The sequence below is a fragment of the Paenibacillus sp. FW507-14B1B genome, assembly GCF_058781425.1.
The window spans coordinates 1,337,168-1,359,034 of sequence record NZ_JBYSWS010000001.1 but is presented as its reverse complement, the minus strand read 5'-3'; the positions used below and the strand labels follow the sequence as shown (position 1 = coordinate 1,359,034).

The window sequence follows — 21,867 nt, the reverse complement described above, 5'->3', positions numbered from 1 at the left end:
ACATATATAAAGAATCAGGGATATCCGGGGGTCAAAGACCTTTTGGATATCCCTGATTTTGTCTGTAATGACTGAGGCTTAGACCTGTTGTTAATAGATTTTGTTGACAGGTGACTAGTTACGCTGATTTTTGATTACATTCGGCAGACTTTTAATGAGCTTCTCATCAGGTGTCACAAACAATGTCTTCTGGTGATCATAGATCACAAATCCGGGTTTGGATCCGCTTGGTTTACGCACATGACGAATCAGTGTGTAATCCACAGGGACACTACTGGACTCTTTAGCTTGGCTGTAATAAGCGGCAAGTTGTGCGGCTTCCTGAAGTGTATCCTCTCCGAAGCGATCGCTGCGAATAACAACATGAGAACCCGGAATGTCCTTCGTATGTAGCCAAGTATCATTCGAAGAGGCCAGTCGGTTCGTGACATACTCATTTTGCAAATTGTTCTTACCTACGTATAACTCGATTCCCTCTGAGGATGTATACATATGCAGGGTCGGCTTGTCGTTCTTTTTCTTCTTACGGGTCTTGCGGCCGCGGTCGCGGAGATAACCTTGCTGAACAAGTTCATCTCGAATCTCGTCGATATCATTCATTGACGCATGAGAAAGCTGTTGCAGCAGGTTCTCAATATAATTAATCTCCTCGTGTGTCTTGATGAGCTGTTCATCAATAACTGCTAAGCTGTTCTTGTATTTATTGTATTTCTTGAAGTATCGCTGCGCATTATCGGAAGGAGAAAGTAAGGGATCAAGTGGAATGATGATCGTCTTCTGATCCTCGTCGTAGAAGTTAACGAGTTCCACTTGCTTGTCTCCTTTTTGGATCATATGCAGTGAAGCAAAGAGGAGTTCTCCTGAAATACGGTACCGGTCAGCATCTCCTGCTTCTTCCAGATCCTTGTTCAGATTGTCCAGCTTCTTGATGTTTTTAGACCGCTCGTTCTGCAGGAAGCGAAGGAGATCACTCACCTTCTGCTTAACGGTGTCCCGCTGAGCCTTGTCTCCATAGTAGTCTTCTAAGCATTTGCTTGTTGATTCATAGGTCTTCGTATCTCCAGTAAGCATCGTTAGTGGTATAACGGAGAATACGAGTTTTCCTTTGGTGTTTAACCCAGCTGTCGGCGTAAATCGATAGTTTCTGACATCTTCCATGACCTCAGAGAAAGCGGTCCATAAACCGCCACAATTCTTCTCCGTGCCCACATCTTCTGTGCTAGATACATAACCAGCTCGGTGGGCTATTTCTTGTGCCGCTAACGGACTCATTCCACTAAAAGAATCTACGAGCCAAGTTATAGGGTTATCTGGACTAACAAGGCAGGATTCTCGGAATGCTTCCTGTTCGGTATCGAGCGGATTCAGCTTATTTTGCTGAGGTGGCTCTGTATAAGCAAAACCTGGCATAATGACCCGGTAGCTGCTAATGGCCGGTGTGACATGATGAATTCCATCTAGAATGGTGCCTGTGGATGGATCTGTCAGGATAATATTGCTGTGACGCCCCATAAGTTCGATGATGATCAGTTTGGAGGAAAGATCCCCGAGCTCATCCCGCTGACGAACACGGATATGAATAATCCGTTCCATCCCCACCTGCGTGATCTCCTCAATAATCCCACTCTCACAATGCTTGCGCATTAACATGCAGAACATAGGCGCTTCGCTTGGGTTGACGAAGGTCTCTTCTGTTAGATGTACCCGCGGATACGTTGGGTTTGCGGATAGCAAAATTTTAGCGTTTCCTTGCTGTGTGCGGATATGTAATACAATGTCGCGTTCGTTCGGTTGATATATTTTACTGATCCGGGCGCCTTTGCAGGCCTCAAGCTCATGCACGATCGCCCGTGTTACGATTCCATCAAGTGCCATTGGTCATTTCTCCTATCTGCTAGCATTGCCCCTACTTCATTCCTTCTCTATGATGCCACACTTCAGGCAAAAACTTAATAGCTATGCTGTGATATTTGTGAACCTGTCCGAATACATTTACGTTGAGAGGTGGAAAAGCTGTCATCCGCCGGAACAGGAGAAACAACCGGGAGGGAAAGGAAGCATGGAACAAAAGTTATGGCACCAGATGGATGTTGATGAACTGCAACAGGTGATGCGGGTGCATCCGCAGCAGGGCCTCACGGAAGAGGATGCTGAAGAAAGACGTAAAAAAAGCGGTTGGAACGAGTTGTCCGAAGGAGCCAAAATATCTCCGTTCACGCTGTTGTTGAATCAATTCAAGGACTTCATGGTGCTTGTGCTCCTTGGTGCCACACTGGTATCTGGATTGCTTGGAGAATATCTGGATGCCGTGACGATTATCGCGATCATACTGATTAATGGGGTGCTTGGTTTTGTTCAGGAGTTTCGAGCAGAACGTTCACTTCGTGCGCTGAAGCAATTATCAGCACCGACGTCTAAAGTACTTAGGGATGGCAAAGTTATTCATATTGCCGCAAAAGGATTGGTCCCAGGAGATGTCATTTTGGTGGAAAGCGGTGATCGGATCCCCGCAGATGTTCGCTGGTTGGAGACAAGCAGTTGCAGTGTGGAGGAATCGGCGCTAACCGGAGAGTCACTTCCTGTAAATAAGCATTCGGAGGCCATAGCCGAAGAAGATGTGCCACTTGGGGATCGTAAAAATATCGGTTACATGGGCACGATGGTATCGAGAGGGACTGCAAAAGGCGTGGTCATCCGCACAGGGATGGATACCGAGATGGGGAAAATCGCTGATTTGATCCAAAATACAGAATCGCAAGAAACTCCGTTACAGCATCGTCTCGAACAGCTCGGTAAGATTTTAATTGCTGTATCTCTCGTACTCACGATTCTCGTTGTTGTGGCTGGTATTTTGCATGGTCAGCCAGCATCAGGGATGTTCCTTGCAGGTGTTAGCCTTGCCGTTGCTGCTATTCCTGAAGGGTTACCGGCCATCGTCACGATTGCACTGGCTCTCGGTGTACAGCGGATGATTAAACGAAAGGCTATCGTTCGTAAACTCCCATCGGTTGAGACGCTCGGCTGTGCTTCTGTCATCTGCTCGGATAAGACAGGCACGCTAACCCAAAACAAGATGACGGTAACTCGTATCTGGCTTGATGGCCGAATGATGGAAGTGACAGGTCAAGGATATGAGCCTGTTGGTCAGATTCTAAAGAATGGTAAGCCCATTGAATTACGGACGGATCAGACTTTGAGAAGACTTTTGCAAATAGGTGGATTATGTAATAACGCGGAAATTTATGAAGATATAGCTGAAGCTCCAAAGATGAAGAAAAAGAACAAAAATGAAGCAGTATCAACCAATTGGGAGCTTAAAGGAGACCCGACGGAAGGAGCGCTACTTACGCTCTCAGCCAAAATGGGGTTAGGACAAAGCGCATTAGCTACCACATATAAGCGGGATAAGGAATTTCCATTCGATTCCGAGCGGAAGCTGATGTCTGTCGTTGTCAGTCATCAGGGAGGTCGACTGATATGTACGAAAGGTGCTCCTGATGTACTTCTGGATGCCTGCGCGTATATTTTATGGGAAGGTAATATCGTGCCTTTAACTGGAACCTTACGGCAAAAGGTACTTGCTGCGAACGAATCGATGGCTTCCTCTGCACTGCGTGTACTGGGAATGGCTTACCGTGATCTCCGTTCTTATGAAAAACCAGAGACGGAAACGGAAGCGGAATGCCAGCTGATATTCGCAGGTCTTGCCGGTATGATCGACCCGCCGCGGCGTGAAGTTCGAGATGCTATTGCAACCTGTCGCCGTGCAGGCATTAAAACCGTGATGATCACGGGTGATCATCGGACTACAGCGGAAGCTATTGCGAATCAGCTTGGCATTATGCCGCGTAACGGTCTTTCGATGACTGGGCAGGAGCTCTCTAGGCTTGACGATAAGGAACTAGATGCGAAGGTGGATCAGACCTTTGTGTATGCGCGGGTATCACCGGAGCACAAGCTTCGAATTGTGAAGTCGCTTCAGCGAAAGGGTCATGTCGTAGCTATGACCGGAGATGGTGTCAATGATGCGCCTGCGATCAAGGCAGCTGATATCGGGATTGCTATGGGGATTACAGGGACAGATGTCACGAAGGAAGCATCGGCTCTTGTGCTGAGCGATGATAACTTTTCAACAATCGTAGCAGCGATCGAAGAGGGGCGAAGCATCTATGAGAATATCCGCAAGTTTATTAGATATCTCCTCGCCTCAAATGTTGGCGAAATCCTGACCATGTTCTTTGCTATGATGATGGGTCTGCCGTTACCGTTAGTACCGATTCAGATTCTATGGGTGAACCTTGTGACCGACGGTCTTCCGGCGATGGCCCTTGGTGTCGATCAACCTGAGAAGGATCTTATGGAACATAAGCCTCGGGGTGCGAAGGAGAACATATTTGCAAGACGTCTCGGATGGAAAATTATTAGCCGTGGAGTGTTGATTGGTCTGTGTACTCTAGGGGCGTTCTGGCTTACATTACGAACAGCACCTGATCAAGCAGGACAGTTGGCTAAAGCGCAATCTGTTGCTTTTGCCACCTTGGTCATGGCACAGTTAATTCATGTATTTGACTGTAGAAGTTCCAGATCCATTTTCCACCGGAATCCGTTTCAAAATAAATATTTGGTACTCGCTGTACTCTCATCCGTTCTTCTCATGCTGGGTGTTATGTATATTGAGGCGTTGCAGCCAATCTTCAAGACGGTTCCGCTTGGACTTCGGGAGTGGGCAATTACACTTGTTGCAGCTGGTATACCAACGTTCTTAATGGGAATAGGCAGCGTATGGGGAGGGAAACGTCATCGTAATCGTCGCAACATGATGACGAAAAGTGCAAACCTTTCGGCATAAAGTAAATTTGAAAACCCATCTTTCTGCGGTATGCTGATTTTCATCAACAGCTGCAGAGGAGATGGGTTTATTATGATATTCACGAAAATGAACGGACTCGGAAATGACTTTATTATCGTATATGGCGAGCAAGAGATGCCTGTTAATGCTGCAGAATTAGCTGTAAAATGGTGCAACCGATTTTTTGGGATCGGTGCTGACGGACTTGTGTATATCTTGCCTTCTGAGAAAGCAGATTTTCGGATGAGAATTATAAATTCTGACGGTTCAGAAGCAGAGCAATGTGGGAATGCCATTCGTTGTGTGGCTAAATACGTATATGATTACGGGTATACCGTGAATAGTGAGATTACAATTGAAACGCTTGGAGCAGGTGTTCAAAAGGTTGGTCTTCGTTTAGAGGGGGATGTGGTCAAAAGCGTACGCGTTGACATGGGAGAACCGATCCTAGAAGGCTTAATTATTCCTACTACATTGAATCAGAGTCCTGTTGTGAACCAATCCATTGAGGTCGATGGACAGGAATTCAAATTTACAGCAGTGTCGATGGGGAATCCTCACTGCGTAATCTACGTCGAGGATGCCACTCAGTTCGATCTATCCTTGTGGGGGCCAAAGCTTGAAGTTCATCCGTTGTTCCCTAAGAAAATTAACGTTGAATTCGCGACTGTTCGAGCTCGGGATTATGTGGACATGCGAGTGTGGGAGCGTGGGGTTGGACCTACACTAGCTTGTGGGACTGGTGCATGTGCGACGTTAGTGTCTTCCGTGCTGAATGGTACTACAGATCGCGCTGCGGTGATCTCACTGAAAGGTGGAGACTTATTCATCGAGTGGGATGAGAAGGATAATCATGTTTATATGACGGGAGCGGCTGATACGGTATATGAGGGAAGGGTTCCAGAGTAAGTGCATATTTTTGAAATTTTCTTTGAGCTGATGGACTGATATTGGCAAAATAATGAAAGATAAAGAGGCAAAGAAGGGATAGAAGCTACCCTCTTTGTCTCTTTATCTTTTGGAACCATTTATGATACATTAAGGTGAAACTACAGTCAGGCGGGGGGAGTACGATGAGACCGGATCTGCGGCAAGCATGGGGAAATAAGGTACTAATCGGGGACGGGGCGATGGGTACATTTTTATATCAAAAAGGGTTTCCAGTAGGAATATCTTATGAAGAGTTAAATTTGATCTCACCCGAGGTTATAGGTGATGTTCATCGCCAGTATATAGAAGCGGGTGCCCAGATACTTGAGAGTAACACTTTCTCAGCGAACTACGACAAGCTTTCCAAATACGGTCTGGAATCCAAAGTGGATGAGATTAACCGGGCCGGAGTAAGGATTGCTCGTGAAGCTGCTGGCAAGAATGGCTATGTTCTTGGAGCGATGGGTTCCATTCGTGGGGGAAAGCGGAATAATATCTCAACCGATGAGTTGAAGAAGTACTTTCAGCAGCAGATTCATTCTCTACTAACTGAAGGCGTGGATGGAATATTACTAGAGACATTCTATGATGTTGAGGAAATGTTGCTTGCCTTGTCCCAAGTTCGCAAGGTAAGTGATGTGCCTATCATCTCGCAATTCGCAGTAGAGGATATCGCTCGGACGCTTGATGGATATACCATGAATGAAGCGCTTCGTATCGTACATCAGGAAGGTGCGGATGTATTCGGATTTAACTGCCGTACCGGACCTAACGGCATGCTGCGTGCATTGGAGACGCTTCAGGGCTACAAATCAATTCCTATCTCTATATTCCCGAATGCAGGGATTGCGGATTACGTGGATGGGGAATACCGTTATGGAGCGAGTCCAGAGTACTTTGGTCAGATGGCATTAAAGTTTGCTGAGCAGGGAGCTCGAATTATTGGTGGTTGCTGCGGAACTACTCCAGCCCATATTACTAAGATTGCAGCTGCGCTCAGTGACTATCTTCCAGCGCCTTTATCAGACACTTCTATCGAAGAGACGGATCGAATCGTACTGCACGAACAGGTAGAACCACAAGAAACTGTAGAACGCGGCGGAGAACCTACGCTTGTTGATCTTGTGAAGGAGCGGCATACCGTCATTGTTGAGCTGGACCCTCCACGCGATCTGGATATCACGAAGTTTATGAAGGGTGCTGAAGCGCTCAAAAGAGCTGGGGTAGACGCGCTTACGCTGGCTGACAACTCGCTTGCTGTTACCCGGATGAGCAACATGGCACTCGGACACCTTGCTTTTAGTCGTACTGGAATCCGGCCATTGATTCATATTGCTTGCCGAGATCGGAATTTGATCGGAACACAGTCCCACATGATGGGCTTTGATGCACTTGGTATTGATCATGTCCTCGCAGTAACGGGTGACCCTGCAAAGTTCGGAGATTTGCCTGGTTCCAGTTCCGTTTATGACCTTACCTCATTTGAGATTATTCGAATGATTAAGCAGCTCAACCAAGGTGTAGCATTCTCAGGTAAAACGCTCAAGCAGAAGGCGAAGTTTGTTGTTGGAGCAGCGTTTAATCCGAATGTAAGGAACCTTGATAAAGCGGTTCAGCGCTTGGAGAAAAAAATAGCAAGTGGTGCGGACTATGTCATGACCCAGCCAGTCTATGATCCAGAACTCATCGTTCAGTTGAAAGAGGCTACTAAGCATTTAGATATTCCTATTTTCATCGGGATCATGCCTTTAGCAAGCGGACGAAATGCAGAATATCTTCATAACGAGGTTCCAGGTATCCAATTGTCTGATGAGGTTCGTCAGCGGATGGCGGGGCTAGAAGGCGAAGAGGGCCGTGCGATGGGTGTGAAGATCGGCAAGGAATTATTGGATGTTGCAACAAAACATTTCAATGGTATATATTTGATGACTCCGTTTATGTTTTACGAGATGAGTGTTCAGTTGACAGAATACGTATGGGAGTTATCAGGGCGCCGATTGTCCCCCTTGTTTCATTAATAATTTTCAATTACAATAGTATAATGGATGTGATTCCGATGTCATTAAGTATGACCGGATTTGGTCAATCTGCCATCAAATTTGAAGGTTATACCGTTACCTTTGAAGTGAAGTCGGTCAATCACCGGTATTGTGAAGCAGTATTCCGCATGCCGCGCGAATGGGCCTGTTTCGAAGATTCTTTAAGGAGAACTGTACAGTCTCGAATTTCTCGAGGGCGGATCGATGTTTACATTAATAAAGAGAGCGACGGCGAGAGCTTCTCGGCGGTCCTTAATCATGCGATGGTTAAGGCTTATTTGAAAGCCGCGGATGAATTGGAGTGCTACGGCATTGAAGGGAAACCGACAATCACTGACATTCTATCACTGCCAGATGTTTTGGTCAGTCGAAGCGAACAGCTGGGGGAAGATAAACGCCAGCAGTGGAGCGAAATGCTCTGCAGAGGGCTTGACGAGGCATTAGATGGACTGATGCAAATGCGCATTGCAGAGGGAACTCACTTAGCCAAAGATATGGAGCAGCGGATTGAACGCCTTCAGCTCTTGCAAGCAGAGATGGTGAGCCTGGCACCGACCGTGACGGATGAATACCGGACACGCCTGCGTCAGCGATTGGAGGTCTTGAATGACGGCTCGTTGACTTTCGATGAACATATATTTGGAATGGAAATAGCTTTGTTTGCGGAACGCTCCAATATTGATGAGGAACTTACTCGTCTGTATAGTCATTTTGAACAGTGCAGACAGCTACTTCATCAGAGTGGTCCTGTGGGACGTAAGCTGGATTTTCTAATCCAGGAAATGAACAGGGAAGTCAATACGATTGGATCGAAAGCCAATCATCTGACTCTGGTAAACCGTGTTGTCGAAATGAAAGCGGAACTGGAGAAGATTCGTGAACAAGCCGCAAATGTAGAATGAACAGGCTTATTCGGCAAATAGAGTCAAATGTATAGGGGGAGCAACCGCAATATGGCAATCAAACTCATTAATATCGGCTTCGGGAATATCGTATCGGCCAATCGAATCATTTCTATCGTGAGCCCTGAATCGGCTCCGATTAAGCGGATCATTCAAGAAGCAAGGGATCGTCATATGCTGATTGACGCCACATACGGTCGCCGGACAAGGGCTGTAATTATTACCGACAGTGATCATGTTATTCTGTCGGCTGTACAGCCTGAGACGGTTGCTCACCGTTTATCCAGCAAAGATGATGACAACGACGAATAAAGATGGGGAGTATTATGTCTACAAAGGGATTATTAATTGTATTGTCCGGTCCATCCGGTGTAGGAAAAGGAACGGTATGTAGTGCACTTCGACCTCGTATTCCAGATCTCGTATATTCGGTGTCTGCAACGACGAGAAAACCACGTATGGGTGAAGTAGATGGTGTGAACTATTTCTTCAAGGAACGGGAACATTTCCTTTCCATGATTGAGAATGATGAACTCCTGGAATATGCGGAGTATGTCGGTAATTATTATGGTACCCCTCGTGATTTTGTTGAAGAAACCATCGCGAGTGGCAAGGATATCATTCTGGAAATTGAAGTACAGGGCGCCTTGAAAGTGAAGGAGAAATTCCCTGATGGTGTTTTCATTTTCCTTACTCCGCCGTCTCTAGATGAATTGAAGGATCGGATTGTAGGACGAGGCACGGAAAATCAGGCTACGATAGACCATAGGATGTCTGTAGCAGTTGATGAAATGGAATTGATCCGGCACTATGACTATGCGGTGGTCAATGATGAAATCAATCTTGCGTGCAAACGAATAGAATCTATTATTATTGCCGAACACTGTAAAGTTATGAAATAATGTACTTCTGTTTACAGTGTAAAGATAATTAGTATATGAAAATGAGGTGCTTTGAACTATGCTTTATCCATCCATCGATGAAATGATGAACAAAGTAGACAGTAAGTATTCGCTCGTTGTTGCGGCTTCCCGCCGTGCACGTCAACTGCGCGAAGGAGAAATCTCCGAGCTGAAAAACCCGAAGTCCCATAAACAAGTGGGCGTTGCTCTTGAGGAAATTTACGGTGGCTACCTTATTGTAGAAAAAGGCGAAGAGTAGATTTCGGAATAGACAGAATCTAATGAAATTGATTCATGCAGTTTAATAAATGCACTACAAAAATGTGACAACCGAAAGGTTGTTATTTTTTTGAAAATATAAGAAAGTAAGTTTGCATTTATACTTCAAGCTACAGGAGAGAAGCGGCTTTGAGATCCAAAGCTCTGCTTCTTTATTGTTTTAATACAGAAAGCGGGGGGAGCAGTCATGTTAAACGGTAAAGTTATTGTGCTTGGGGTCACGGGTGGTATCGCGGCATATAAAGCCGCTATGCTATGCAGCAGACTCGTCCAAAAGGGAGCCGATGTTCATGTGATTATGACAGAATCGGCTAAGCAATTTATTACTGAGCTAACACTGCAGTCGCTTACTAAAAATCCGGTTTACAGCGACACATTTGATGAACGTGATCCATCTGTTGTGTCTCATATTCATCTGGCTGATCTGGCAGATTTGGTACTGGTTGCTCCTGCAACTGCTAACGTTATTGGCAAAATGGCTCATGGTCTTGCAGATGATATGCTTACAACAACGCTGCTTGCAACGACAGCACCTGTGATGATTTCGCCAGCAATGAATGTTCATATGTATACTCATCCTGCTGTGGTTGCGAATATGGAAACGCTTGTGTCTCGCGGTGTATCTATGATTGAGCCAGGGGAAGGTCTTCTTGCTTGTGGATACGTTGGCAAGGGACGGATGGAGGAACCAGATACCATCGTAGAGGTAGTGGAAAGGTTCTTTGAGCAACAGGAGAAGGACCAAGCAAGGAATATTGATAGGAAATCACCTGAGCTTTTAACGGGTAAGAAGGTGGTTGTTACAGCAGGAGGGACGATTGAGCGGATTGACCCTGTACGTTACATTACGAACGATTCTTCTGGAAAAATGGGATTTGCCATAGCGAAGGTGGCGAAGGAGATGGGAGCTGATGTTCACCTCATAGCCGCTCATACGGATATCCCCCTCCCCGAAGGTGTGAATGCGGAACGCGTAGAATCAGCTCAAGATATGTATGATGCGGTGATGCGCGAGTTTGATGACAGCGATCTGATCATTAAAGCAGCTGCAGTAGCTGATTATCGACCCGTAAATGCAGCCTCTTCAAAGCTGAAAAAGCAGGGAGAGACGATGCTCCTAGAATTGGTCAAGACGACAGATATTCTTGAAACCTTAGGCAAACGCAAACAGTCTCAGTTTCTCGTTGGTTTCGCTGCGGAGACGGACTCGGTTGAACAGTATGCGATGGACAAGCTACGTCGTAAGAACTGTGACCTTATCGTTGCCAATGATGTAACCAAATCCGGTGTGGGATTTGGAACCGATACGAACAGTGTGAGTGTATACGATTCGGAAGGGCTTGCTCTTCATCTTCCGCTTATGTCCAAGGAGGATGTGGCCCGGCGCCTGCTAACCTTGGCAGCCGAGCGGATGACAAAGGGGGAATCCTAAATGGAAATGGCCAGAGTCATTGTGGACGTACCGTCCAAGGATACCGACAGGCCGTTCGATTACCTGATTCCCGAGCGATTGCGCCCTTGGATTGAGGTTGGTAGTAGAGTGGGTGTGCCTTTTGGACACCGGACACTCCAGGGGTTTGTCGTTTCTCTTCATCCTCGCCTTGAAATGGATTATGCCAAAATGAAGTCGATTCAGGAAGTGCTCGATTTTGCTCCTCCATTGTCACCTGAGTTGATAAGGCTTAGCGAATGGATGAAGGAACGCTATGCTTGCCGCCAAATTACAGTATTGCAATCCATGCTTCCGACAGCACTTAAAGGTAAAGCGGAACGGTACATTACACTTGGAAATCCGGAAGAAGATAGTGGGCCCGTAGACGGCCTATTTGCTTTGCCTCAAGAGAATGATATCGAACAAGCAGTTATCGCATTTGTGAAGCAGCGTGGCGAAGTTACGCTTGAGCAGGTGAATCGTGCTTTTCCTGATGATGCAGATCGTATCAAAGTGATGCTATCTCGTGGACTGCTTCGTGAGTATCAACAAATCAAGGACAAGATGCAGAAAAAGACGATGAAGGCTGTGGAACTGGCCGTGGATGTTTCGGCGGCACAGGAAGCGCTAGAATCATTTCCTGCTAAAGCGCAGCGTCAAAAAGAAGTTCTCGAATATCTTATCGAAATGGAATCTTTTCTTCCGATCGCGATGAAAGAAGTGCTCTCCTCGCTTGGAGTAACGGCCGGAACGGTCAAAGCACTTGCAGACAAAGGCTATATTCGTGTAGAGGATATGGAAGTATTCCGTGATCCATATAAAGGCCGGGATTTCAAACCGACCAAGCCGCTTGTTCTTACTCAAGAACAACAGCATGTATACAGCAGAATTGTTCATAAACTGGATCAGTTCCAGCACGGCGTTTTCTTATTGCATGGTGTCACTGGGAGCGGAAAGACAGAGATTTACCTTCAGACGATCCAGCGTTGTCTTGAACAAGATAGACAGTCTATCGTTTTGGTGCCTGAGATCTCACTTACACCACAGATGGTGGAGCGGTTTAAAGGGCGTTTTGGTGATCTTGTGGCCGTAATGCACAGCCGGCTATCCGCAGGGGAACGTTATGACGAATGGAGAAAGATCCATGAAGGCCGGGCATCGGTTGTTGTCGGTGCTCGTTCGGCTGTGTTTGCTCCCTTTGACCGTCTTGGATTGATTATTATGGATGAGGAGCATGAGACTTCTTACAAGCAGGAGGAGACTCCGAAGTATCATGCTAGGGATGTAGCCGTCCGCCGTGCTTCTGAAACGGGGGCTGTTGTCATCTTGGGCTCAGCGACTCCGTCTCTTGAGAGTTATCATGCTGCTAGATCACATTCCCAGGAGGGCTTTGAACCCGAGCTACTAGAGATGCCGACTCGGGCGCTCGGCAATCGTCTGCCGGAGGTCGAAATTGTTGATATGCGTGAGGAGTTAAAGGACGGTAACCGCTCTATGTTTAGCCGTCCCCTTCATGAGGCAATCTCAGCTCGTTTGGAACGGGGGGAGCAGACTGTACTTCTCTTAAACCGGCGTGGACACTCCACGTTTGTCATGTGCCGCAGCTGTGGTTATGTAGCGGGTTGTCCAGAATGTGATATCTCCTTGACGTACCATCAAAAGTCTAACAATCTTCGCTGTCACTACTGCGGATATGCTGAACAGGCTCCGGAAGTGTGTCCAGAATGCGGGAGTGAGCATATTCGTTTCTTCGGAACGGGTACACAGCGAGTGGAGGAGGAGCTGGCCAAGTTATTCCCAGGGATACGGGTCATTCGGATGGATGTGGACACCACAACAGAAAAGGGTTCGCATGAAAAGCTGCTGAAGCAATTTAGAGATAAGAAGGCAGATGTGCTCCTCGGTACCCAGATGGTAGCGAAGGGTTTGGATTTCCCTGATGTAACACTTGTCGGTGTGATTACGGCTGATTCTGCCCTAAATTTACCTGATTTTAGAGCGGCGGAAAAGACATTCCAATTGCTTACTCAGGTAGCTGGTCGTGCTGGTCGACACCAGCTACCGGGAGAGGTCGTTATTCAATCTTATACACCGGAGCATTATTCGATTATTCATGCTAGTGGTCATGACTATTTAACGTTCGTCAAAGATGAACTAAAGCATCGTAAGGCACTTCATTATCCACCGTACTGTAGACTCATTCTCGTGACATTATCCCATGAGCAGCTTCCGCTGCTTGTCCGAGTTGCGGAGAATTATGCTGCAGATTTGAAGGGAAGAGCTGACCAGAGAGGTTGGTTCGGCAGTTTGGATCGTTTTTCCGCAGACGCCTTAGATATTCTAGGGCCTGTCGCATCGCCTATTCCAAGGCTAAAAAATAGATACAGATTCCAATGTATGATAAAATGGCGTGGAACGATGGATGCTGTCTCGCTTGTTCGGCAAGTTGCCGAGGAGCTGCAGGATTCAGTGCGCGACACGAACTTGCAGATCAGCATTGACGTGGACCCGCAAATGTTAATGTAATACTGCATATATTGAATGAAAAGCGTGAGGAAGGTGTCATAATGGCAATACGCATTATTGTTAAAGAACCAGATGATGTATTACACAAGAAAGCAAAGGAAGTTACTAAGATTACACCGAATGTTCAGAAGCTGCTCGATGATATGGCAGATACGATGTACGATGCGGATGGTGTTGGTCTGGCCGCACCTCAAGTCGGCATTTTGAAGCGTCTTATCGTAGTTGACGCAGGTGACGAGCATGGATTAATCAAGATGATAAATCCGGAAATTGTAGAGAGTGATGGCGAGCAATTCGGACCCGAAGGTTGCCTTAGTATCCCTGGATGGAACGGCGATGTGCGCCGCGCGGAACAAGTGAAAGTGAAGGGACTTGATCGCGAGGGGAACGAACTGCTTGTGACGGCGACAGGGCTGCTGTCCCGTGCTTTCCAGCATGAGATTGATCATCTGAACGGTGTATTGTTTACAGATATTGCTGAACGGGTGTATGAATTTGATCCGAATCGCCCTCCACGGAGGGAGCTGGAAAATCGATGAATATTGTATTCATGGGTACACCTGCGTTCGCTGTGCCAAGTCTCGATATGCTTGTAGCTGAAGGCTACAACATTACCGCTGTCGTAACACAACCGGACCGTCCCCAGGGACGTAAGAAGGTGCTTACACCAACTCCAGTAAAAGAAGCGGCTCTTCGTCACGGAATCCCTGTGTTACAACCACAGCGCCTGCGTAGCCCTGAGGCTGTGGCAGAACTGGCGAATTATAAACCGGATATGATTGTGACTGCAGCCTATGGGCAAATCTTGCCTAAGTCTGTGCTCGATATGCCGGCACTTGGCTGTCTTAATGTTCATGGATCGCTTCTCCCTAAATATCGGGGAGGAGCTCCGATTCAGCGTTCTATTATTAATGGTGAGAAAGTCACTGGCATTACGCTGATGTATATGGCTGAAGGACTGGATACCGGCGACATGATAGCTCGTGTCGAAGTTCCTATTCTGGATGACGATACGGCTGGAACGATGTTTGACAAGCTTAGCATCGCGGGAGCAGCTTTGTTAAAAGAACAGCTTCCTCGATTGACTAGTGGCAAAGTGCAGGCTGAGCCTCAGAACGATGAGGAATCTACCTATGCTCCGAACTTGACGCGTGAGGACGAGAAGATTGATTGGAATCGTACATCGCGTGAAATCTACAATCAGATCCGCGGACTTGTTCCCTTTTCCGGTGGCTTTACACTCTGGAATGGTGAAGTGTTTAAGGTATGGTCGGCTGCTTTTCCGGATGTGGATGGTGCAAACGCATCTTCGAGTCAGGCGGGTCCAGGAACCGTGCTTGAACTGACAGAGACTGGTATTGTAGTTAAGACAGGTGACGGTTCGCTGACATTATTAACGGTTCAACCGAGCGGTAAAAAAGCGATGGATGCTTCGCAATTTGTCCGTGGGACAAGCATGACAAGCGGGACGGTGCTGACGTGAGCGGACGTGGAAACGGTGCTCCCAAAGGACGTGCAATGACAGCAAGGGAACTCGCCATGAATGTTCTAACACAGGTTGAGCAGGAAGGGGCTTACAGCAACCTGCTCTTAAATACCGCTCTCCAGAAGGCTTCGCTTGAAAAAGGGGATGCAGGGCTTGCAACGGAGCTTGTATACGGAACCATATCCAGGCTGAATACGCTGGATTACTTCCTCGACCGTTTTGTCAAAAAAGGTACAGCCAAGCTGCAACCTTGGGTCAGAGCACTGCTTCGCCTGAGTTTGTACCAGATTGTATATTTGGACCGGATTCCCGATCATGCTGTTGTTAGTGAGGCTGTGAACCTGGCAAAACGACGTGGTCACCAAGGCATATCTGGTATGGTCAATGGCGTGTTGCGTAGTATACTCCGGCAAAAGGAAGAGCTCGTTATTCCCGATAATCTATCACCAGCAGATCAAATTTCTCTTCGTCACTCCCATCCAAAATGGCTTGTGGAGCGCTGGATTGAACAATATGGCGAGGATACTGCCGAGGCGATCTGCAAGGCTAATAATGAGCCCCCTGCTGTTAGCATCCGGGTGAATACAACGATGATCAGCCGTGAGGCGCTGCTGGAGGAGATGAACAGCCGTGGGTTTGAGGCCGTATCATCCGAACTAAGCCCTTATGGGATTATCGTAAAGAGCGGCGGAAATATGGCTCATACTGAATGGTATCAGGATGGAATGATCTCGATTCAGGATGAGAGCTCGATGCTTGTGGCGGAGGTCGTTGATCCAGCACCCGGTATGCGCGTGCTAGACTGCTGTGCTGCCCCGGGTGGCAAGACGGCTCACATGGGTGAATTGATGAAGGATGATGGCTTGATCATCGCTAATGATCTGCATGCCCATAAACAAAAGCTGATTGCGGAGCAGGCAGAACGGCTTGGATTGGACCGTATTAAGACAGTTACAGGCAATGCCCTTGATCTCGCTCAGACTTATGAGCCAGCCTCCTTTGATCGGGTATTGCTGGATGCACCTTGCTCAGGCCTTGGCGTGATTCGCCGGAAACCTGATCTTAAATGGGTGAAGACCCCGGAGGATATTGGAGAGATTGCATCGCTTCAGCGTGAACTGCTTCAATCTGTGTCTACGCTGGTACGTCCAGGTGGTGTACTCGTATATAGTACATGTACGATTGAGCCAGGGGAGAATGAAGGTGCAGTCGCTGCATTTTTGGCTGACAACCCTAATTTTGAAGTTGCTGATAATGAGAACGGCAGCATGAGCAGAATTATGAAGAATGCACTTCCGAAGGGTGGAGGCGTGCAGATCCTTCCCCAACATTTTCACAGTGACGGATTTTACATTGTTAGACTTCGTCGGCTCTCATAAGAGGCGAATGCTTGTAAGACAATAGGAATGGCCCGCCGTGCCGGCGGGTTTTCTCTTTTACCGTCTCTTTTATTTATGTTAGAATAGGAAGAATGAGAAAAGAGATGCATATGAATGAAAAAGACAGGTGTGGTGAAATGAACCCTTTTATATACGACTATTCGCTAGAAGAGCTTCAGACATGGGCTCAAGAGAACGGAGAACCCGCATTCCGCGGTTCTCAAATATTTGATTGGCTGTACGTAAAACGAGTGAACTCTTTTGAGGAGATGACGAATCTACCGAAGGGTATTCGCCAAAAGCTGGAAGATCAGTTCAGCTTTGTAACCTTGACTGAAATTACCAAGTTTGAGTCGAAGGATGGTACAGTTAAGTTTCTGTTTGGATTACATGATGATCATGCGATTGAGACAGTTATTATGAAGCATAACTACGGTAACAGCATCTGTGTGACGACTCAGGTCGGATGCCGTATTGGTTGTACGTTCTGTGCTTCAACACTTGGAGGCTTGAAACGGAACCTGACTTCTGGTGAGATTGTCGCTCAAGTCGTTCAAGCTCAGAAGATTCTTGATAAAAAAGGTGAGCGTGTCAGCAGCATCGTAATTATGGGCTCTGGTGAACCATTTGAGAACTACGATGCAACGATGAAATTCCTTCGTACCATGATTCATGAGAAGGGACTCAACATTGGACAGCGCCACATCACAGTGTCGACAAGTGGTATTGTGCCTAACATCTATAAGTTTGCTGAAGAGAATACCCAGATTAACCTGGCGATTTCCATCCATGCACCTAACGACACACTTCGGTCCAAGCTGATGCCTGTAAACCGTCGTTTTCCGTTTGATGATGTTATTGAAGCACTTCGTTATTATCAAGCGAAGACGGGACGCCGCATTACGTTCGAGTATGCCTTAATTGGCGGTGTGAACGACCAGGCTGAACATGCAGCAGAGCTTGCAGACGTCATCAAAGATATGAACTGCTATGTAAACCTGATCCCTGTTAACCACGTACCGGAACGGAAATATGTCCGTACGTCGCGTAACGACATTTTCAAATTTCAACGTACGCTGGCGGAGAAAGGCGTAAATGTAACGATCCGCCGTGAACAAGGCCACGATATTGCTGCTGCTTGCGGTCAACTTCGTGCCAAGCATATGGAGTTGGGGTGAGAATAATTTGATCAATACGGTTCATGTCAGCCATGTCGGACGGGTTCGGCAGGTGAATGAGGACTCTGTCTTAATCTGTCAAATGGAGCATGGTTATACACTCGGCATTGTTGCCGACGGAATGGGAGGTCACCTTGCGGGTGATACGGCCAGTAGACTTGCGGTTCAGACCGTGTCTGAAGACTTAGCTTCCTTGGAACCTGATATGTCTATGGATGCTATTCAGGCTGCGCTTAGTGATGCTATCTTACATGCCAATGAAGTGATTTACCAGGAGGCCTCCGCCGATGAGCGGCTGCACAATATGGGTACGACCATTGTAGCAGTGCTACTCCGTGGTCATGAAGGCTGTATTGGGCATATTGGCGATAGCCGTGCCTATAAAGTATCAGCAGGTCAAGTAAGCCGGCTGACAGATGATCACACATTGGTCAATGAATTGTTCAAAAGCGGTCAAATTACTGAGGAGGAGTTAGAGTCTCATCCGCGTAAAAATGTACTTATTCGTGCTCTTGGTACAGATATTGATGTATCTGTTGAAATGAGTGCGGTAACCATTGAAGTGGGAGAGGCGTTGCTACTATGCAGCGACGGGCTAAGTAATCTGGTCAAAAGAGACCGGATAGGACAAATTGTCGGCTCACTCGATATTCCTCTACAGGAAAAAGCGGACCGCCTGCTTCAACTAGCACTTCTCGCCGGAGGCGACGACAACATCACTGTCGCCCTGTTAGAACATCAAGAAGAAGCTGCTGGGCAAAGTAAAAAGGGGTGGAATTCATGATCGGACATGAATTGGCTGGTCGTTACAAGATCATAGAGCGTATCGGCGGCGGTGGAATGGCGCTGGTCTATAAGGCACAGGATATTTTACTGAACCGAAACGTAGCGATCAAAGTGCTACGGCAACAGTTTGTGCACGACGAGGAATTTATCCGCCGATTTAGGCGTGAGGCACAATCTGCGGCATCATTGTCGCATCCAAATGTGGTTAGCATCTACGATGTTGGACAAGAGGATGAAATTCACTATATCGTCATGGAATATATCGAGGGGAATAACCTCAATGAAATCATTAAAGAGCGAGCGCCTCTTCAGGTTGACGAGGCAGTGCGAATTGCGACTCAAATCTGTGATGCGCTCGATCATGCCCATCATAATCAAATCATTCACCGTGATATCAAGCCGCACAACATTTTAATCGGTCGAAATGGCCGGGTAAAGGTAACAGATTTCGGTATCGCAAGAGCGGTAACTTCTACAACGATTACCCAGACGGGTTCCGTTATTGGGTCTGTTCATTATTTCTCTCCAGAGCATGCCAAAGGTGTAGCAACAGGAGAGAAGTCAGATTTATATTCTCTTGGTATTGTGCTGTATCAAATGCTTACGGCGCGTCTTCCGTTTCTTGGAGAAAGCCCGATCAGTGTGGCGCTTAAGCATCTCCAAGAGGAATTTGATGAACCGCGGGAAGTGAACCCGCTTATTCCTCAAAGCGTAGAGAATGTAATTCTGAAGTCGATGCGTAAGAACCCGCAGGAGCGTTATCAATCAGCTGAAGAAATGATGCATGATCTCGAAACTTGTTTGCTGCCTAACCGGCGCAACGAGCAGAAGCTGGATTTTGAAGAGGATGAGGATCAGACTAGAGTGATGCCTGCAATCAAAACGATGCAATCTGGGGATCACACCTACGCTACTCCTGATGATGCAGAAGAGGATGATCAGGAAGAGGAAATTGCCAAGGGAGATGGCTCTAAGAAAAAATGGAAAAAGCCAGCGTTGATTGTTGGTTTAGTCCTTTTGTTTCTGGGTATCCTTGCAGGTGTAGTTATTTATGTGAATAATTTATTTGTAGTGGATGATGTAACGGTTCCTAATGTGGTGAATATGACAGAGGAAGTCGCTATTAGTACACTCGAACAATTGGGTCTGGTTGTTGATGGTGATGTCATTAGAAACTACAAGCAGGGTTTCAATGAAGGCACGGTATATGATCAGAGCAGGAAAGAAGGAACGATCGTTAAGGAAGGCTCTGTCATTCAACTATCGGTTGCAGGACCCAAGCCTTTAAGCAAGATGCCTAAAGTTGTAGGTAAAAAGCTTGACGAAGCACTCCAATTATTGGAAGCTCAGAAAGTTGACGATAACAGGATTAATACCACTGAGGAGCACAGCGATAGCGTGCCAGCTGGGGAAATCATCTCTCAGTCACCAGATGAGGGTGAGGAGTTTGATCCGGATATCACGGTTGTAAAATTGGTTATAAGTAAAGGTAAAGAATCGGTAACGATGCCTGATTTGACGAATATGAGTCGTAGCGAAGCTGAGAGTAAAATCAAATCGCTCGGTCTTGAAGTCGGATCGGTAGATGAAGCACCGAGCTTTACCGTGGAAAAGGGCAAGGTTATTAAGCAATGGCCTTGGAACCCCAATAGCCCTGCAACACCAGGAACGGAGCAGAACTTAACGGTAAGCTCGGGTTATCCACCTGAGGCTATCAAGTATACTTTTAAAGTTCCAGTAGCTCCGATCCGTGAAGGGGAGAAGAGTAAGATTCGTATCGTTTTTTCTGATGCATTAGGAGACAATCGAGAAGGGGAAAGTCGTACAATCAGTACAACAGAAATCATTCCGGTTGAGCTTCTTCTCGCCCCAGAGAAGAACGGCTCTGTTCAGATTTACAGAGATGGTAAGTCGATTGAGACGTACTCTGTGTTTTACTCCGATGCTAAGAACGGGACTGTACCGGTTCCTGAGATCGAACCTCCACAACTCCCGGATGTTCCTGCGACAACCGATCCTTCCACAGAGACTGGTGGCGAGGAAGGTCATAATGAAGGACAGGAGCAAGGAGAGGACCAAGGCGATGGTCAAACGGAAGGGCAATCTGAGGAGAACGATCATTCTGATGATTCTGCTTCGAATAATCGGGGCAATAACGGAAATGGCAAAGGAAAAGGTAAGCATTGGAAAGAGCTTGAGGATAAGATTGAAGCCGCAGGCTGGAGTAGATAAAAGATCTAACATCAAACTATTGAAAGTGAGGCCTGCATATGCTTGAGGGACTGATTGTTAAGGCACTAAGCGGATATTACTATGTCAAACCATTGCGGGAAGGCAATGTTGTATCCGGGGAGGACCCATCGGTTCAATGCAGAGCCCGCGGAATATTTAAGAAAAGAGGCGTATCTCCGCTTGTCGGAGATCGCGTCTTATACACTTTGACTGAGAATGGGGAGGGGACCGTGGAGGAAATACTTCCACGGTCTTCCCAATTGATACGTCCTCCAGTTGCTAATGTGCATCTTGCCGTCCTTTTATTCTCGATAAAAGAACCGGACTTGAGCTTGCTCTTGTTGGACAAGTTTCTCGTACACGTGGAACACGCCGGTTTAGAGGCTTTAATCTGCTTCACGAAGCAAGATCTAGCTGACGAGGGTGATGATTCAGCAGAACGTGCGAGAAGCCTCTACGAGGCTATTGGCTACGAGGTCATCGTTACAAGCTCACAAGAGGGATTGGGAACGGAGATCGTCAAAGAACGTCTCGCGGGTCAAATTAGTGTGTTTTCTGGCCAATCGGGTGTAGGTAAGTCATCACTTCTGAATGCTTTAATGCCAGGCTTGTCTCTAGAGACAAGCGAGATCAGTTTGCGATTGGGCCGTGGTCGTCATACGACTAGGCACGTGGAGTTGATCGAACTGGATAACGGAGGTTTCGTTGTTGATACACCCGGCTTCAGCCAGCTGGACTTTCAAGAACTAGGTGTGGAGGAATTGTCGAGCAGCTTTAGGGAGTTCATTCCATTCGCCGAAAATTGCAGGTTCAGAGGTTGTAGCCATACGCACGAACCTGGCTGCCGTGTGATTGAGGCTAAGGATGAAGGACTTATCGTATCTAGTCGTTATGAACACTATGTTGAATTTCTTACTGAAATGAAAGATAAGAAGCGGAGGTACTAA

At 46.9% G+C, this 21,867-nt stretch carries 17 protein-coding genes; 16 read left to right on the top strand and 1 reads right to left on the bottom strand.

Annotated features, from left to right (window positions below; translation table 11 throughout):
• Window positions 1–114: 114 nt before the first annotated feature.
• On the bottom strand, window positions 115–1,875 hold the full coding sequence (locus AC3WJJ_RS06550) for an Rqc2 family fibronectin-binding protein (RefSeq protein ID WP_492539024.1): 1,761 nt from the start codon (window positions 1,873–1,875) through the stop codon (window positions 115–117).
• 184 nt (window positions 1,876–2,059) lie between these two features.
• On the opposite strand from AC3WJJ_RS06550, the gene AC3WJJ_RS06545 reads away from it, so the two are divergent.
• The 16 genes from AC3WJJ_RS06545 (at window position 2,060) to rsgA (ending at window position 21,867) form a co-directional block, all read left to right on the top strand.
• Complete coding sequence (locus AC3WJJ_RS06545) at window positions 2,060–4,849, top strand: calcium-translocating P-type ATPase, SERCA-type (RefSeq protein ID WP_492539022.1); 2,790 nt, start codon at window positions 2,060–2,062, stop codon at window positions 4,847–4,849.
• Between the two features lie 72 nt (window positions 4,850–4,921).
• Entirely contained in the window at window positions 4,922–5,758 is an 837-nt protein-coding gene (gene dapF / locus AC3WJJ_RS06540; RefSeq protein WP_492539020.1) for a diaminopimelate epimerase, read from the top strand.
• A gap of 164 nt (window positions 5,759–5,922) precedes the next feature.
• The gene (locus AC3WJJ_RS06535) at window positions 5,923–7,797 is read left to right on the top strand and encodes a bifunctional homocysteine S-methyltransferase/methylenetetrahydrofolate reductase (protein WP_492539018.1); all 1,875 of its coding nucleotides are present in this window, start codon (window positions 5,923–5,925) and stop codon (window positions 7,795–7,797) included.
• 38 nt (window positions 7,798–7,835) lie between these two features.
• Window positions 7,836–8,720 (top strand): YicC/YloC family endoribonuclease, encoded by an 885-nt coding sequence (locus AC3WJJ_RS06530; protein ID WP_492539016.1) that lies wholly within the window; start codon window positions 7,836–7,838, stop codon window positions 8,718–8,720.
• Window positions 8,721–8,771: 51 nt separating this feature from the next.
• Window positions 8,772–9,032, top strand: a complete 261-nt coding sequence (gene remA / locus AC3WJJ_RS06525) for an extracellular matrix/biofilm regulator RemA (protein ID WP_006209218.1) — start codon at window positions 8,772–8,774, stop codon at window positions 9,030–9,032.
• Window positions 9,033–9,046: 14 nt separating this feature from the next.
• Window positions 9,047–9,622 (top strand): guanylate kinase, encoded by a 576-nt coding sequence (gmk, locus tag AC3WJJ_RS06520; RefSeq protein WP_422660487.1) that lies wholly within the window; start codon window positions 9,047–9,049, stop codon window positions 9,620–9,622.
• Window positions 9,623–9,680: 58 nt separating this feature from the next.
• A complete protein-coding gene (gene rpoZ / locus AC3WJJ_RS06515) occupies window positions 9,681–9,881 on the top strand; it encodes a DNA-directed RNA polymerase subunit omega (RefSeq protein WP_492539014.1) in 201 nt (66 codons plus the stop codon).
• A gap of 207 nt (window positions 9,882–10,088) precedes the next feature.
• Window positions 10,089–11,333, top strand: coding sequence for a bifunctional phosphopantothenoylcysteine decarboxylase/phosphopantothenate--cysteine ligase CoaBC (gene coaBC / locus AC3WJJ_RS06510; protein WP_492539012.1), 1,245 nt, complete (start codon window positions 10,089–10,091; stop codon window positions 11,331–11,333).
• On the top strand, window positions 11,334–13,859 hold the full coding sequence (gene priA, locus AC3WJJ_RS06505; protein ID WP_492539010.1) for a primosomal protein N': 2,526 nt from the start codon (window positions 11,334–11,336) through the stop codon (window positions 13,857–13,859).
• 41 nt (window positions 13,860–13,900) lie between these two features.
• Complete coding sequence (gene def, locus AC3WJJ_RS06500; RefSeq protein ID WP_422660491.1) at window positions 13,901–14,398, top strand: peptide deformylase; 498 nt, start codon at window positions 13,901–13,903, stop codon at window positions 14,396–14,398.
• Window positions 14,395–15,342 carry a methionyl-tRNA formyltransferase gene (fmt, locus tag AC3WJJ_RS06495; protein WP_492539007.1) on the top strand — a complete coding sequence of 316 codons (948 nt, stop codon included), beginning with the start codon at window positions 14,395–14,397 and terminating at the stop codon, window positions 15,340–15,342. Before def ends, fmt begins: the two co-directional genes overlap by 4 nt.
• Before the next feature lie 35 nt (window positions 15,343–15,377).
• Window positions 15,378–16,724: a 16S rRNA (cytosine(967)-C(5))-methyltransferase RsmB gene (rsmB, locus tag AC3WJJ_RS06490; RefSeq protein WP_492539615.1), complete on the top strand. Its 1,347-nt coding sequence runs from the start codon at window positions 15,378–15,380 to the stop codon at window positions 16,722–16,724.
• Between the two features lie 137 nt (window positions 16,725–16,861).
• On the top strand, window positions 16,862–17,902 hold the full coding sequence (rlmN, locus tag AC3WJJ_RS06485) for a dual-specificity RNA methyltransferase RlmN (RefSeq protein ID WP_492539005.1): 1,041 nt from the start codon (window positions 16,862–16,864) through the stop codon (window positions 17,900–17,902).
• A gap of 7 nt (window positions 17,903–17,909) precedes the next feature.
• Window positions 17,910–18,686, top strand: a complete 777-nt coding sequence (locus tag AC3WJJ_RS06480) for a Stp1/IreP family PP2C-type Ser/Thr phosphatase (RefSeq protein WP_492539613.1) — start codon at window positions 17,910–17,912, stop codon at window positions 18,684–18,686.
• Window positions 18,683–20,920 (top strand): Stk1 family PASTA domain-containing Ser/Thr kinase, encoded by a 2,238-nt coding sequence (pknB, locus tag AC3WJJ_RS06475; protein ID WP_492539003.1) that lies wholly within the window; start codon window positions 18,683–18,685, stop codon window positions 20,918–20,920. Before AC3WJJ_RS06480 ends, pknB begins: the two co-directional genes overlap by 4 nt.
• A 38-nt stretch (window positions 20,921–20,958) precedes the next feature.
• Window positions 20,959–21,867 carry a ribosome small subunit-dependent GTPase A gene (gene rsgA, locus AC3WJJ_RS06470; RefSeq protein WP_492539001.1) on the top strand — a complete coding sequence of 303 codons (909 nt, stop codon included), beginning with the start codon at window positions 20,959–20,961 and terminating at the stop codon, window positions 21,865–21,867.

Excerpts from the sequence above, each read along its gene's own strand:
- AC3WJJ_RS06550 (WP_492539024.1), bottom strand. The coding sequence starts at position 1,875 with ATGGCACTTGATGGAATCGTAACACGGGCGATCGTGCATGAGCTTGAG.
- AC3WJJ_RS06545 (WP_492539022.1), top strand. The coding sequence starts at position 2,060 with ATGGAACAAAAGTTATGGCACCAGATGGATGTTGATGAACTGCAACAG.
- dapF (WP_492539020.1), top strand. The coding sequence starts at position 4,922 with ATGATATTCACGAAAATGAACGGACTCGGAAATGACTTTATTATCGTA.
- AC3WJJ_RS06535 (WP_492539018.1), top strand. The coding sequence starts at position 5,923 with ATGAGACCGGATCTGCGGCAAGCATGGGGAAATAAGGTACTAATCGGG.
- AC3WJJ_RS06530 (WP_492539016.1), top strand. The coding sequence starts at position 7,836 with ATGTCATTAAGTATGACCGGATTTGGTCAATCTGCCATCAAATTTGAA.
- remA (WP_006209218.1), top strand. The coding sequence starts at position 8,772 with ATGGCAATCAAACTCATTAATATCGGCTTCGGGAATATCGTATCGGCC.
- gmk (WP_422660487.1), top strand. The coding sequence starts at position 9,047 with ATGTCTACAAAGGGATTATTAATTGTATTGTCCGGTCCATCCGGTGTA.
- rpoZ (WP_492539014.1), top strand. The coding sequence starts at position 9,681 with ATGCTTTATCCATCCATCGATGAAATGATGAACAAAGTAGACAGTAAG.
- coaBC (WP_492539012.1), top strand. The coding sequence starts at position 10,089 with ATGTTAAACGGTAAAGTTATTGTGCTTGGGGTCACGGGTGGTATCGCG.
- priA (WP_492539010.1), top strand. The coding sequence starts at position 11,334 with ATGGAAATGGCCAGAGTCATTGTGGACGTACCGTCCAAGGATACCGAC.
- def (WP_422660491.1), top strand. The coding sequence starts at position 13,901 with ATGGCAATACGCATTATTGTTAAAGAACCAGATGATGTATTACACAAG.
- fmt (WP_492539007.1), top strand. The coding sequence starts at position 14,395 with ATGAATATTGTATTCATGGGTACACCTGCGTTCGCTGTGCCAAGTCTC.
- rsmB (WP_492539615.1), top strand. The coding sequence starts at position 15,378 with ATGACAGCAAGGGAACTCGCCATGAATGTTCTAACACAGGTTGAGCAG.
- rlmN (WP_492539005.1), top strand. The coding sequence starts at position 16,862 with ATGAACCCTTTTATATACGACTATTCGCTAGAAGAGCTTCAGACATGG.
- pknB (WP_492539003.1), top strand. The coding sequence starts at position 18,683 with ATGATCGGACATGAATTGGCTGGTCGTTACAAGATCATAGAGCGTATC.
- rsgA (WP_492539001.1), top strand. The coding sequence starts at position 20,959 with ATGCTTGAGGGACTGATTGTTAAGGCACTAAGCGGATATTACTATGTC.